11 protein-coding genes are annotated in these 13,361 nt (G+C 63.8%); 6 read left to right on the top strand and 5 right to left on the bottom strand.

The features are described from left to right. The first annotated feature begins 26 nt into the window (after positions 1–26). The 6 genes from NKH91_RS16380 to NKH91_RS16355 all read left to right on the top strand — a co-directional run bounded on the left by NKH91_RS16380 (position 27) and on the right by NKH91_RS16355 (position 6,933). Positions 27–1,295: an ABC transporter substrate-binding protein gene (locus NKH91_RS16380; protein ID WP_352639007.1), complete on the top strand. Its 1,269-nt coding sequence runs from the start codon at positions 27–29 to the stop codon at positions 1,293–1,295. A gap of 77 nt (positions 1,296–1,372) precedes the next feature. Further along, positions 1,373–2,218: a carbohydrate ABC transporter permease gene (locus NKH91_RS16375; protein ID WP_352639006.1), complete on the top strand. Its 846-nt coding sequence runs from the start codon at positions 1,373–1,375 to the stop codon at positions 2,216–2,218. Continuing rightward, positions 2,215–3,054 (top strand): carbohydrate ABC transporter permease, encoded by an 840-nt coding sequence (locus tag NKH91_RS16370; protein ID WP_352639005.1) that lies wholly within the window; start codon positions 2,215–2,217, stop codon positions 3,052–3,054. Before NKH91_RS16375 ends, NKH91_RS16370 begins: the two co-directional genes overlap by 4 nt. Positions 3,055–3,075: 21 nt before the next feature. After that, positions 3,076–4,116, top strand: coding sequence for an ABC transporter ATP-binding protein (locus tag NKH91_RS16365; protein WP_023716717.1), 1,041 nt, complete (start codon positions 3,076–3,078; stop codon positions 4,114–4,116). A gap of 38 nt (positions 4,117–4,154) precedes the next feature. Continuing rightward, a complete protein-coding gene (locus NKH91_RS16360) occupies positions 4,155–5,435 on the top strand; it encodes an amylo-alpha-1,6-glucosidase (protein ID WP_023716716.1) in 1,281 nt (426 codons plus the stop codon). Between the two features lie 82 nt (positions 5,436–5,517). Next, complete coding sequence (locus NKH91_RS16355) at positions 5,518–6,933, top strand: FAD-binding oxidoreductase (protein ID WP_352493960.1); 1,416 nt, start codon at positions 5,518–5,520, stop codon at positions 6,931–6,933. Positions 6,934–6,968: 35 nt separating this feature from the next. Here NKH91_RS16355 and NKH91_RS16350 read toward each other — a convergent pair whose 3' ends face one another. The 5 genes from NKH91_RS16350 to NKH91_RS16330 form a co-directional block, all read right to left on the bottom strand. Then, positions 6,969–7,898 carry a pseudouridine-5'-phosphate glycosidase gene (locus NKH91_RS16350; RefSeq protein WP_352547528.1) on the bottom strand — a complete coding sequence of 310 codons (930 nt, stop codon included), beginning with the start codon at positions 7,896–7,898 and terminating at the stop codon, positions 6,969–6,971. A 10-nt stretch (positions 7,899–7,908) separates the two neighbouring features. Continuing rightward, a complete protein-coding gene (locus NKH91_RS16345) occupies positions 7,909–9,018 on the bottom strand; it encodes a carbohydrate kinase (RefSeq protein ID WP_352547505.1) in 1,110 nt (369 codons plus the stop codon). Between the two features lie 83 nt (positions 9,019–9,101). Further along, positions 9,102–10,619 carry a zinc-binding dehydrogenase gene (locus tag NKH91_RS16340; protein WP_352639003.1) on the bottom strand — a complete coding sequence of 506 codons (1,518 nt, stop codon included), beginning with the start codon at positions 10,617–10,619 and terminating at the stop codon, positions 9,102–9,104. A gap of 10 nt (positions 10,620–10,629) precedes the next feature. Then, on the bottom strand, positions 10,630–11,067 hold the full coding sequence (locus tag NKH91_RS16335) for an SRPBCC family protein (RefSeq protein ID WP_352639001.1): 438 nt from the start codon (positions 11,065–11,067) through the stop codon (positions 10,630–10,632). Positions 11,068–11,148: 81 nt separating this feature from the next. Beyond that, positions 11,149–13,335: a flotillin family protein gene (locus NKH91_RS16330; protein ID WP_352884706.1), complete on the bottom strand. Its 2,187-nt coding sequence runs from the start codon at positions 13,333–13,335 to the stop codon at positions 11,149–11,151. Between the last annotated feature and the right edge of the window lie 26 nt (positions 13,336–13,361).

Genomic DNA, 13,361 nt, shown 5'->3' with positions numbered 1-13,361 from the left:
GGCGCAACCCAGGGAGGAAGATGACGATGAATGCTTTGCGGATATTGGCCGGCGCCGTGCTGGCGCTGTCGCTCGCTGCCGGCGCAGCGCAAGCCCAGCAGGTGTTGTTCTGGTCGACACAGGCGCGACCTGTGGAAGAGACGCAAAAAATGCGCGGCGAGGTGCTGAAGGGGTTTGATGGCCAGGTCGACTATCAGGTCGCCGAGGACGGGCCTTGGCTCACCCGCCTTCAGGCCGAACTGCAGGCCGGCTCCGGCACCATAGGCGTGCTCGGCGGCCTGCACGGAGACTTCTCCACCGTCGGCGCGAACCTTGTCGATCTCTCTGGCGTCGATCTCGGTGGCGTCAAGGTCAACGAGACCTACAAGAAGCTCGGCATGCTCGGCACCGGAGAGCAGAAGTACCTGCCGTGGATGCAGGCCACCTTTCTGATGGCGGCCAACAAGCAGGCGCTGCAATATCTGCCGGCCGGCACCGATCTCAACACCATCACTTATGACCAACTGATCGAGTGGGCGAAAAACAGCGCTGAAAAGACCGGTTCGCCCAAATTCGGTTTTCCCGCCGGCCCGAAAGGGCTGAAGCACCGTTTCTTCGAGGGTTTTCTCCTTCCGTCCTACACCGGTTCGATGGTGTCCAAATTCCGCTCGGCGGAGGCCGAGACGGCGTGGAACAAGTTCAAGGAATTGTGGCAATACACCAACCCGAATTCGACCAACTATGCCTTCATGCAGGAGCCGCTGCTGACCGGCGAAGTCTGGGTGGCATTCGATCACGTGGCGCGCCTCGCCGACGCCTTCAACCAGAAACCCGATGACTTCGTCGCCTTCCCGGCGCCGGCCGGCCCGGCAGGCCGCGGCTACATGCCGGTGGTCGCCGGCGTCGCTATCCCGAAGACCTCGCCCGACATGGACAAGGCCAAGGCACTGGTCGCCTATATGTTGAAACCGGAAACCCAGATCGCGACGCTCAAGGCGACAAACTTCTTCCCCGTCGTCGACGTCAAGCTGCCCGACGACATGCCGGCCTCGGTGAAGGCCTTCAGCCCAGTGATCGCCACCATGACCGGAGCCCCGGATGCGCTGCCGGCGCTGCTGCCGATGGGACTTGGCGGCCTCGGCGGCAAGTTCAATCAGATCTACACCGACAGCTTCGAGCGCATCGTGCTCGGCGGCGAGGATGTGCACGGCGTGCTCGACGAACAGGCGACGGCACTAAAGGCGATCGTCGAACAGGCGAAGGCGCCGTGCTGGGCGCCCGACAAACCATCGCAAGGCGCCTGTCCCGTCGATTAAGAATCCTCCCCGGGCGTCCGGACTTTTCAGCGCGCCGGGCGCCCACCCCTTTTCAAGCATCGAATAGAGAGCGCTCCATGCATGGCAAGGCCCTGCCCTATCTGCTGCTGATGCCGGCGACGTTGTTCCTCTGCGTCTTTTTCCTCTACCCGTTCGTGTTGGTCGCGTTCGAGGCGTTCACCCGCGACGGCGGCTTTACACTCGACAATTTCCGCACGATGGCGGGCAGCTGGAAATTCCCGGTCACGGTCCGCAACACGCTGCTGCTGAGCGCCATCGTCGTGCCGATCCAACTGGTGATGGCGCTGCTGATGGCGATGGTGGTGTCGCGGCTTGAAACCGGGCGCAGCGCCGCGCTTTATATCTTCGCTATTCCGCTCGGCATCTCCGATCTCGCCGCTGGGCTGATCTGGCTCGCCATCTTCGACCAGTCCGGCTTCCTCAACACCTTGCTCTCCAATCTCGGCGTCATCGACAGGCCGGTCATGTTCCTCGGCTACCAGAGCAAGCTGACGATCTTCATCGCCGTGGCGCTGGCCGAGATCTGGCGTGCGACCGCCATCATGATGGTCATTCTGGTCGCCGGCATGGGGCTCATCCCCCGGGAATATTACGAGGCGGCGGAGGTTTTTGGCGCTAGTCCGTGGAAGCGCTTCATCAAGATCACGCTGCCTCTGCTGCGCCCCAGCCTGCAGACGGCGATCATCCTGCGCGTCATCCTTGCCTTTGAGGTCTTTGCGGTGGTTGCAGCACTCGGCGGCACCAATCTGCCGGTGCTGATGGGCGAGACCTACAATTGGCAGTTCACGCTGCAGGACCGCAGTGTCGCCGCCGCCATGGCGCTGTTCATCCTCGCCATATCGATCGGTTTCACGCTGTTCTTCCTGCGGGTGCTGCGTGTGCCGAAGGAGGCGCGGATATGAGCACGGTGGAACTGTCGATCGCCGCGCCTGAGGCCCGCAAAGCCGGCAACTGGTTGCTGGTCGCCACCGTCATCCTGCTTTGCATCTGGGTGCTGCTGCCGATCTATCTGTTGATCGTCAACGCGCTGTCGTCGCCGGAAGAGGTGACCGCCTTTCCCAAGCGCTTCTTCCCGTCATTCGATTTCGGCAGCCTTTCTTTCTTCATCAATTTCGCCGGCGTCACCAAGGCGCTGTGGAACTCCGTTCTTGTCGCCACGCTGACGATGCTCCTCTCGATCGGCTTCGGCGCACCCGCGGGCTACGCGCTGTCGCGCTTCGAATTCCCGGGCAAGGAAACGTTCCGTTTCCTCGTGCTGATGACCCGCGCCTTCCCGCTGCCGCTGCTGGCGCTACCGCTGGCGGTGATGTTCATCCGCACCGGCCTCGACGACACCGCGATCGGGCTGGCGCTGGTCCACACCACGCTGGCGCTGCCATTCGCGGTGCTGATCACGTTCTCGCTCTTCTCCGGCATTCCAGTCGAGCTGGAGGAAGCGGCCTGGACGCTCGGCTGCACGAGATTGCAGGCATTCCGAAAAATCATTCTACCGCTGGCGCTGCCGGGCATCGCGGCGTCGGCGGTATTTGCCTTCACCATCTCCTGGAACGAAGTGTTTGCCGCCGCCGTGCTCACCATCGAGAACCGGACGCTGACCGCCTTCCTGCTGCAGAGCCTCGGCGAATCGCCGCTCTACCTCAAATTCGCCGGTGGCGCGGCACTGGTCATCCCGGCGCTGATCTTCATCTTCGCCGTTCGCAAATATCTGTTCGCCATGTGGGGGATCGCCAACCGATGACGCGCACAAAAGAGAACGCCGATGGCTGAGATCGCCATCAAGCAGGTCGCAAAACGTTTCGGTGGCTTCACCGCGCTGCATTCGATCGACCTGACCATCGCCGACCAGGAATTCATGGTGCTGCTTGGCGCCTCGGGTTGCGGCAAGACCACGCTGCTGAGGATCGTCGCCGGGCTCGAAACGCCAAGCCAGGGCGAGGTCTGGATCGGCGGCCGTCGCGTCGACCATCTGCCGCCGCGCGAACGCGGCATCGCCATGGTGTTCCAGAATTACGCCGTGTTTCCGCACCTGACCGTGTTCGAGAACATCGCCTTCGGCCTGCGCATGAAGAAGCTGCCGCAGCAGGAGGTCGAGGGGCGCGTCAACCGCACCGCGGAGCTCATGCACATCGAGCAGCTTTTGAAGCGCTATTCGGGCCAGCTTTCCGGCGGCCAGCGCCAGCGCGTGGCAGTCGCTCGGGCACTTGCGATGGAGCCGGACGTGATCCTGATGGACGAGCCGCTGTCGAACCTCGATGCGCTGCTGCGGCTCGAAATGCGCGCCGAGCTCAAGGGCGTGCTCGCCGCGTCCAAGACCACCACCATCTATGTCACTCACGATCAGGTCGAGGCGATGAGCCTCGCCGACCGCATCGCCGTCATGCATCAGGGCCATATCGTCCAGGCCGCCTCGCCGGTAGAGGTCTATCGCAATCCGGCCGCACGCTTCGTCGGCTCCTTCATCGGCAACCCGCCGATGAATTTCATCCTGGCGACGAAGGCGGCAGACGGCAGCTGGACCGTCGCCGGGCTGACGCTGCCCGGCCCCAAATCGGACAAGCAGACGATAGAATTCGCCATTCGCCCCGAGGATGTCGACACCGGCACCGAAGGGCTGCACGCCACCGTGCGCGTTGTCGAGCCGCTCGGACCGCACACGCTGGTCACCTGCGATGTCGAGGGCGGCCTGTTCCGCGCCATCCTCGAATCGAATGCCACGGTCGCCGTCGGCGATCACCTGCGGCTCTTGCCCAAACCCGACCGCATCCGCTGGTTCGACCCCGAAACCACCAACGCGCTTTGATCCAAACGCCCTTCAATCCTGAAAGTACGACCGCCCCCATGATATCTCTTGCTGTCGACGAAACCATCGCCCGCGCCGTAGAGGTGCTCAGGGAAAACGACCAAGGCACCTACACCATACCGACCAAGGGCCTCTACCCGTTCCAGTGGAACTGGGATTCCTGCCTGACCGCGCTCGGTCTTGCCCACTACGATGAGGCTCGAGCCTGGACCGAGATCGACACGCTGTTCGCCCACCAGTGGCCGGACGGCATGGTACCGCACATCGTCTTCCATGTCTGGAGCGACGGCTATTTCCCGGGACCGGAGGTCTGGCGGACGGACCGCCCGACCGCCACCTCGGGCATCACCCAGCCGGCGGTCGCCGGCTTTGCCGTGCGCCGCTTGTTTGACCAGGCCAAGGACAAGACGCTGGCGGCCGAGCGTGCCCGGGTGTTGCTGCCGAAAATCGATGCCTGGCACCGCTGGTTCTACGAAAACCGCGACCCGAACGGCGAAGGGCTGGTCGCCATAATCCACCCATGGGAGTCCGGTCGCGACAACTCGATCGACTGGGACGAGGCGTTTGAGCACGTGCCGACCGAAGGCGTCGAGCCCTACACCCGCCGCGACATCCTGCACGCCGATCCGGCGCATCGTCCAACCAAGGCACAGTATGACCGCTATATCTGGCTGCTGCAGCATTTCCGCGGGCTTGGCTGGGATAATGCCAGGCTGCACGATGCCTCGCCGTTCCAGGTCGTCGATCCCGGCTTCAATGCCATTCTGATCCGTTCCGCCGCCGATCTTGCCGATCTCGCCGAGGCACTTGGCGAAACCGAAATCGCAAAAGCCAACCGCGCCCGTGCCGAAAACGGGCTTTCGACGATGGAACGGCTGTGGAGCGACACACATAGCCAGTACATTTGTTTCGACCGAGTGGCCGGAAAGCACGTTGACAGCGCGTCGGTCGGCGGCATTCTGCCGGTGTTTTCGGCTATTCCGGAAAGCCGGGCAGCGGCCATCGCCGCAACGATCGAGCGCATCGCCGGCAAAGCGCGTTACATCGTCCCCTCGCACGATCCTGGCGATGCGCGCTTCGACGCCAAGCGCTACTGGCGCGGCCCGGTCTGGCTGGTGGTCAACTACATGATCGCTAATGGCCTTGCCGCCGCCGGCCACAGCCAAATCGCACAACGGATCACCCAGTCCAGTCTCGACCTGATCGCCGAGAGCGGCTTTGCCGAATATTACGATCCCCTCAGCGGTGAGCCGCTCGGCGGTAACCGTTTCACCTGGACCGCGGCAATGGTGATCGAGTTTTTGAAAGGTCGAGGCTGAAGGCCGGCCACGACTGGCAGTCCCGCGTGGGTTTGACAAACAGCAGTCCGTGTCTATCGTCTGCCTGTTACAGGAGCGGCGCATGACGACACCATCCGTGAGCGCTCTGTCCCCACTGACCGGCGAACTCCTGTCGCGGCTGGAGAAGCGGCTGGACCGGTCGGCGATCGTTTCGGCCGATGAGGCCGGGCCGCGTTACAGGGAAGACCCCGACGGCAAAGCCGGCGTATCGCCGGAGTTCGTGCTGCGTCCACGTACGGCCGGCGAGGTGTCGGACATACTTCGCCTGTGCAACGAGGCCGGACAGAGGCTTGTCATCCAGGGTGGCCGGACCGGGCTCGCCGGCGGCGCTCGCGTCCAACCCGGCGAAGCGGTGCTGTCGCTGGAGTGTATGACTTCCGTTGAAGCCCTCGACCGTGAAGCGGCGACCATCATCGCCGAGGCCGGCGCGCCGCTGCAAACGGTGCAGGAAGCCGCCGATGCGGCCGGCTTGCTGTTCGGCGTCGACATCGGAGCGCGCGGCGCGGCGACCGTCGGCGGTAATGTCGCCACCAATGCCGGCGGCATCCGCGTGCTGCGCTACGGCATGTACCGGGCGCAGGTGCTTGGCCTGGAAGCGGTGCTTGCCGACGGCGGCATCCTGACCTCGCTCAAGGGTTTGGCGAAGGACAATTCCGGCTATGACCTCAGCCAATTGTTCATCGGCAGTGAGGGCACGCTCGGCGTGGTCACCCGCGCATGCCTGCGGCTGCACCCGAAGCCGGCCACCGAGATCAACGCCTTCTGCGCGCTTGCTTCGCTCGACGCTGCAATCGCGCTGCTGGCGCTGCTCAGGCAGAAACTCGGGCCCTCGCTCTCGGCCTATGAGGTGAATTTCGCCCCGCTCTATGGCGCCATGATCGCCGGCATGGACGCGCCGGCGCCGCTGCCCGCGGGCTCGCCCGTCTATGTGCTTGCCGAGATACAGGGCAGCGAGCCCGACCGCGACGGCGAACGCTTTGCCGCGACGCTGATGCAGGCGGTCGAGGAGGGCGTGATCGACGACGTGGTCGTCTCGCAATCGCCGCGCGAATTCCGGGCGCTCTGGGCGGTGCGGGAGGAGGCCAACCGTTTCCTGTTTTCGATGGCAGGCCTGATTGGCGTCGATATCAGCATCCCACTGGCGAGAATGGCGACTTTCCTGGACGAAACAGAAGCCGCCATCAAGGCCGTCGACCCCGGCGCCGACATCTACGTCTTCGGCCATCTCGGCGATGGCAATCTGCATTACCAGATCCGCACGGTGGATCCGGCAGCCGCATACGGCACCGTCTACCGCGGTGTGGCCGCCGCCGGCGGCGGCGTTTCGGCCGAACATGGCATCGGCCTTGACAAGAAGGAGTGGCTGCATCTGGTGCGCAGCGATGCAGAGATTGCGGCCATGCGGCGCCTGAAAGCAGCCTTCGACCCGAACAACATCCTCAATGCCGGGCGCATCTTCGACCTTGCGACGGGCTGAAATCGAAGTCCGGTAGCGCTGGCCGGGTGCTGCCTCTATCTGGTCACGCCCTTCAATTTCGCATGCACCACCGCGATGCGGGCGGCGAGCGCGGCGTTGTTGCGGACCAGCGCGATGTTGGCCTTCAGGCTGCGGCCTTGCGAAAGCTCGTTGATGCGGGCGAGCAGAAACGGCGTCAGTTCCTTGCGCCCGATGCCGCGCTGCTCCGCTTCGGCTACCGCCGCTGCGATCGTGCCGTCGATGAATGCCGGATCGAGCGCGTCCGCTTCGGGGATAGGGTTGGCGACGAGAATGCCGGTGCCGGATTCCATCTCGTCATGCAGCAGCATGGCTCGCGCGATCTCGTCGGGGGTATCGAGGCGATGATCGGCCTTGAGCCCGCTGGAGCGGGTGTAGAAAGCCGGAAAATCATCACTCCCATAGGCGATCACCGGCACACGCTGGGTTTCCAGATATTCCAGCGTCTTCGCAATATCGAGGATCGACTTGACTCCGGCGCAGACGACAGTCGTGCCGGTTTGGCCGAGTTCGGTCAGGTCGGCCGAGATGTCGAAAGTCGCTTCGGCGCCGCGATGCACGCCGCCGACGCCGCCGGTCGCAAAAATGCCGATGCCGGCGAGTGCCGCGATCCGCATCGTCGCCGAGACGGTGGTTCCGGCCGAGCCGCCGTGCACCATGATGGCGGCGAGATCGCGCCCGGAAGCCTTGACCACGCCCTTTGCCGCTGCCAACTCTTCCAGTTCACGGTCGTCGAGGCCAACCTTGATCTTGCCGGCGACCACTGCGATCGTGGCGGGCACGGCGCCGTTCTCGCGTACCACGGTTTCGACGTCGCGGGCCGTCTCCAGATTGGCCGGATAGGGCATGCCGTGGGTGATGATCGTCGATTCCAGTGCCACCACCGCGCGGCCTTCATCAAGCGCGGTAGCGACTTCATCGTTCAGGTGGACAAGGGAAGGTTTCATCATCTCGCTTTCAGGCAGGAATGCGGTACATGCCGGCCGCAAGGAAGCGCGGCGATAGATCGGGGTGGACGCTGGATTCGCTCTCCGTGGTCAGCGTGGCGAGCAGTGCGCCGGTGCGGACGGCATGAGCTACCGGATCATCCGAAAGCACCTTGTACAAAGTGCCAGCGATCATCGCGTCACCGGCGCCGGTGATGTCGACGGCCTGCGCCGGGACGGAGCGCATCGTCGTAACACCGCTCTCGGTCGCAACGGCAAATCCATGCGCGCCTGCGGTTACGATCACCGTGCTGGCGCCGGCCGCGCGCAGCGCTGCTGCTGCTTCCTTCGGCGTTAGCCGCTTGTCGGCATCCGTCATGCCGAGCATCGTATTGGCCTCGTCATGGTTGGTGAACAGAAGGTCGATGCCGGTCAGATCCTTAGGCAGGCGCGCTGATTTCGGCGACGAGACTGTGTCGACGGCGAGCTTGAAGCGCGCGCCCTGCTTGCGCGAGATCAGTGCTGCGATGGTCGAAGCCGGCAGATTGCAGTCGATGAACACCCATGTCGCCGAAGCCAGATATGGCCAGAAGCGGTCGAGATAGGACGACGAAAACAGATCGAAGATCTCCATGTCGGCAATGCCGAGCACCAGATCATTGTTGCGGTCGAGGATGGCGGCATATTCCGCCGTCGGCCGTTCCGTGGTGGTGATGACCTGGCTGACATCGGCGCCAAGACCGCGCAGGTGCCGCACCAGCGAGCGGCCGGTTTCATCGTCGCCGACGATCGAGACGAAGCTTATGTCGACGCCGAGGCGGGCAAGGTTTTCGGCTACGTTGCGGGCGACCCCTCCGAAGCTGCGATAACCGTCGACCGGGTTCGACGTCTCGAAAATCAGATCCTTCTTGGCGTGGTATTTGCGGTCGAGCACCGCGCCGCCGACGCAGACCATGCGCTTGGACGTCGGCAAGACGTAACCACGGCCGAGAATGTAGCCCTTGTTGACGAGTTGCACGATGTGGGCCGCGACCGTCGAGCGGGCGATGCCGAGCGCCGTTGCTATGTCCTGCTGGCCGGCGAATGGGTTCGCCGCAATGAGGTCGAGAACCGCTTGTTCCTGTGCTCCAAGGTCGTCCATTGTCCCACCCGGCCGTCAAATTCGAGGCTGAACGCTTCGCAACAACAGATGACATTGTCAACATCTGTTTCGACGAGTGTCGGCTATGGCACCAGCACCAATGCGCCTATTGTCCGCCTGGCCTCAAGGTCGCGGTGAGCATCGCCGGCGTCGGATAGGTTATAGCGCTTGGGCGGTTCGATCCTGACGACGCGCTGTCGCAGCGCGGCAAAGAAACGCTCGACGTGCGGGGCTAGTTTTTCCGGCGTGTCGGTGTAATGCGCATAGTTGGGACGCGATACGGTGATCGACTTTGATGCAAAGCGGCCGATGTCCCAATTGCCGATCGGCCCTGACGCCTGACCGAAACTGACGAGGTGACCGCGAATGCGGAGCGCCGCCAGCGAGCCGCCGAACGTATCCTGGCCGACCGCATCGTAGACCACATCGGCGCCGACGCCTCCCGTCAGCCGCATGACGGCCTCAGTGAAATTCTCACGCGAGTAGACGATGACATGATGGGCACCGAGGCGTTCGACGATGCGCGCCTTGTCGTCGCTCGACACCGTTGCAATGACCGTTGCGCCGAGAAGGCGTGCCCATTGCACCAGAAGCTGGCCGATGCCGCCGGCGCCGGCATGGACGAGAACGACGGAGCCCGGCTGCACCGCATGGACATCATGCAGCAAAAAACTCGCACTGACGCCCTTGAGCAGCCCCGCGGCCGCAATCTCGTCGGGAATATCGTCGGACAGGCGAACCAGCAGATCGGGCGCCATGTTGCGCCGCTCGGTATAAGCGCCGACCGGCGGGCAGGCATAGGCGATGCGGTCGCCGACCGAGAAACCGGCAATCTCCGAACCGACCGCTTCGACGACGCCGGCCGCCTCCATGCCAGGCACGCCCGGTGGTTGCAAAAGGTCGAAATAGCCGGTGCGGCAATAGACGTCGATGAAGTTGACGCCGATCACCGTATGGCGGATCCGCACCTCGTTCGGCGCCAGCGGCGGCAAGCCGACCTCCTTGAGTTGCAGCACCTCCGGACCGCCATAGCGCTCGACCACAATAGCCCTGGTTGTTGCTGACTGGCCGAACGATGTTGTTGCGGAAGAGACCGGCGAAGGGATCAGCGGCGGGGCTGACGGAGGTGCCGGCGTTGGCGCTCTTGCCTTGGCAGTCAGAACCCTTCCTCGCAAAAGGCTACGGATCGCCGCGAAGCCGGCCTGATAAATGCCTTCGGAGACGAGCTTGACCAGTTCGTCGCGGCGGTGCGTAGGTGGATGGAATTCGGAACGCCATTCCCAGAAGGTCGCGTTGCCGTCGGTCACCGGCTTCAGCTGGATCGATGCGACATAACCCATCAGCGGCAGCGGCGCTTCGAGCAGGCAATAGGCGAGCCGAAAGTCCTTGTCGGACAGCGCCAGCAGCTGTTCGCGCAACTCGCCGCCATCGGCCAGGCGGAAACGACGAACCGAGCCGACCGCGTCGACCGGGTCGCCACCTTCGATTTCGCTGAACGAGATCGTCGGGTGCCAGCGTTCATGGCCGTTGAAATCGCGTAGAATCGACCAGACATCATCGATCGGCGCATCGATGATGGTGCTCTGGCGGACTTGAACCATCGCGGGAATGTCAGCGCCCGAAGCGCTGCTTGAGTGCGCTCAACGCCGCCTGGAAGACGCCGGTGCCGATCTGATGCATAAGTGCTGCTTCGCGCTCAGGCGCACAGTCGAACTCCGCCTGCCATTCGGCCAGAGTGAGATTGCCGTCGGTGATCGGCGTCAGCGACAGGGTGGCGATATAATTCTCCACCGCCATCGGGCTTTCCAGGATAGCGTAACTGCACGACAGATCGTAGTCGGACAGTGCCAGCAATCTTTCGCGAATCCGCCCGCCATCCCTGAGCACAAAATTTCGGATGCAGCCGATCTGGTCGGCCGGTGCGTTCTGTTCGACGCGGCTCTCCGCAACGAATGGCGCCCAGGCGGGAAGGCCATTGAAGTTGCGCACGATCTTCCAGACTTCCGCAGCCGGCGCAGGGATGACCGAGGACACATAGACCTTGGTCATGCCCCACCGCCGGTATCGAACGAGCGGCCGGTGCCGAGGCATCGCCACTCATTCGCACAGCACACCGCCCACCGGACCTGGTCAGCGGTCGCGGTCGTCATCGTCGTCCTTGCTGACCTTGCCTTTGCCTTTCTTGTCGCGGGCCAGGCTCGATATGTCCTTGGCATCGCGCAGCACGTCGGTCATGCGGCCGAGCGAGCCGCCCTCGATGCCGATCTCCTTCATCAGATTATCGATCATCGGCGCCTGGACCCGGTAGCGCAGCGCCGAATCGATCACCTCGTCGGTGACGTTGCGGTTGCCGCCCTGCCCGCCATTGATGCCGTCGACGTGCAGGATCTTGATGCCGTCGATTTTCTCCATCGGCTTGACGCTTTCGCGGATGATGCCTTCCATGTGGTCGAGCAACTTGCCGCGCAGGCGACCGGCACGAGCCTCGTTGGAGAGCAGATTGTCGGCCTCGTTGAGCTGACGATGGCCGGCGGCATCAACCTCGTAGCGCTGGGCCGCCGCAAGGGCGTGGATCTTCTCCGCCTCGGCCGCGGCAACAGCGGCGATCTTCTGCGCTTCGGCCAGGCTCTTGGCCGCCTTCATCTCGGCATCTGCGGCCGCGGTTATGCGCAGGGCCTCGCGCTCGGCCTCGCGAGCCGCACCGATCAAGTCGGTCAGCTTGCGGCGCTCGGCGATCTCGCGCTCGCGCGCCGTGAAGGCCTGCTCCTCAGCCTGGATGGCCTTGGCGCGCACCGCCTCGGATGCCGCGATAGCGGAGGAACGCTCCTGCGTCTTTTTGGCGATGTCGATGGCCTTCTGGATTTCGGCTATCTCGATCTTCTGGTCGCGCTCGACGCCGAGCTGGCGGATGTCGCGGTCCTTGATCAGCCGCGCCTCCTCGATGCCGCGCTCGGTGGTGATGCGAGCGCGCTCGACCTCTTCGCCGGCCGATATTTCGGCTTCCTCGAAAGCCTGGCGCTTGGCGATCTGCAGCGCCTCGAGGTGACGCTCGCGTGCAATCCTGACCTCGTCGATGGCACGCTCCTGCCCGATCCGCGCTGTTTCGGTCGCCTGGTTCTCGACAATTTCGGCGCGGCGCTTTTCCGCCTCGGCCCTGGTAACCTCCAATGCCTTTTCCGCCAGCGCGATCTGGCGTTCGAGCTCGGCGATTTCGAGGGCTTTCCTGCGCTCGATCTCGAGCTCGCTCTGCGTGCCTTCGCGTTCGATCCTGGCCTTTTCCAGGGCGAGCTCTAGCGCGATCTGCTCGCGCTCGGTCAGTTCGCGCATTTTCATTTCCGTCTCATCGAGGGCGCGGCGGCGCGCAATCTCGCGGCGCTGCGTGTCTTCCTCGCTCTTGATGCGCTCCTCGGTAATGTTGCGCTCCTGGTTGAGGCGCGATTTCTGGACGGCCTCGCGCGCCGACAGTTGCGCCTGCTCGGCCTCCTGGTCGCGGATCGCCCGCTCCCTGGCGAGTTCGGAGCGCTGCGAGGCGCGACGTATCTCGACCTCGCGCTCCTGCTCGAGGCGGGCGTATTCGGTGTCGCGGTCGATCTCCAGCACCTTGCGCTGGGTGTCGAGGTTCTGGTTGCGGATGTCGACCAGCGTGCGCTGCTCGATCTCGTTGCGCATCCTGCGGCGCGTCTCGATCGATTCCGTCAGTTGGGTGAGGCCTTCGGCGTCGAAGGCATTGGACGGATCGAAATATTCGAGCCTGGTCTGGTCGAGGTCGACGATGGCGACGCTTTCCAGCTCCAGCCCGTTGGCGGCGAGCGATTCCGAGGCAAGCTGCCGGACCCTGGCCGCATAGTCGCCGCGCAGCTCGTGCATCTCTTCCAGCGTCATCTGGGCGGCAACGGTGCGCATGGCACCGGCGAACTTGCCCTCCAGCAATTCGCGCAGGCTGTCGGGCTGCAGCGTGCGGCGCCCGAGCGTCTGGGCTGCGGCGGCGACCAGATCGCGGCCGGCGCCGACACGGACGAAGAACTCTGCGACCAGATCAACGCGCATGCGGTTCTTGGTGATCAGCGCAAAGGCATCCTCGCGGCGCACTTCGATGCGCAGGACGTTCATGTTGACCGGCGTGATCTCGTGCAGCACCGGAATGACGAAAGCGCCGCCGTTCACCACCACCTTCTCGCCCATGAAGCCGGTGCGCACGAATGCCGTCTCCTTGGTCGACCGGCGATAAAGCCATCGCAGTATGTAGACGGCGATCACCACGACGATCGCGGCAATGATTAGCCACAAAAGGAAAGCGCCCAAGGTCTGCGCGGCCATCTTTTCTACCCTCCCAAATAGAATGC

It is taken from the genome of Mesorhizobium sp. M0894 (assembly GCF_040319725.1).
GTDB lineage: Bacteria > Pseudomonadota > Alphaproteobacteria > Rhizobiales > Rhizobiaceae > Mesorhizobium.
This window is presented reverse-complemented; position numbering and strand designations above follow the sequence as displayed.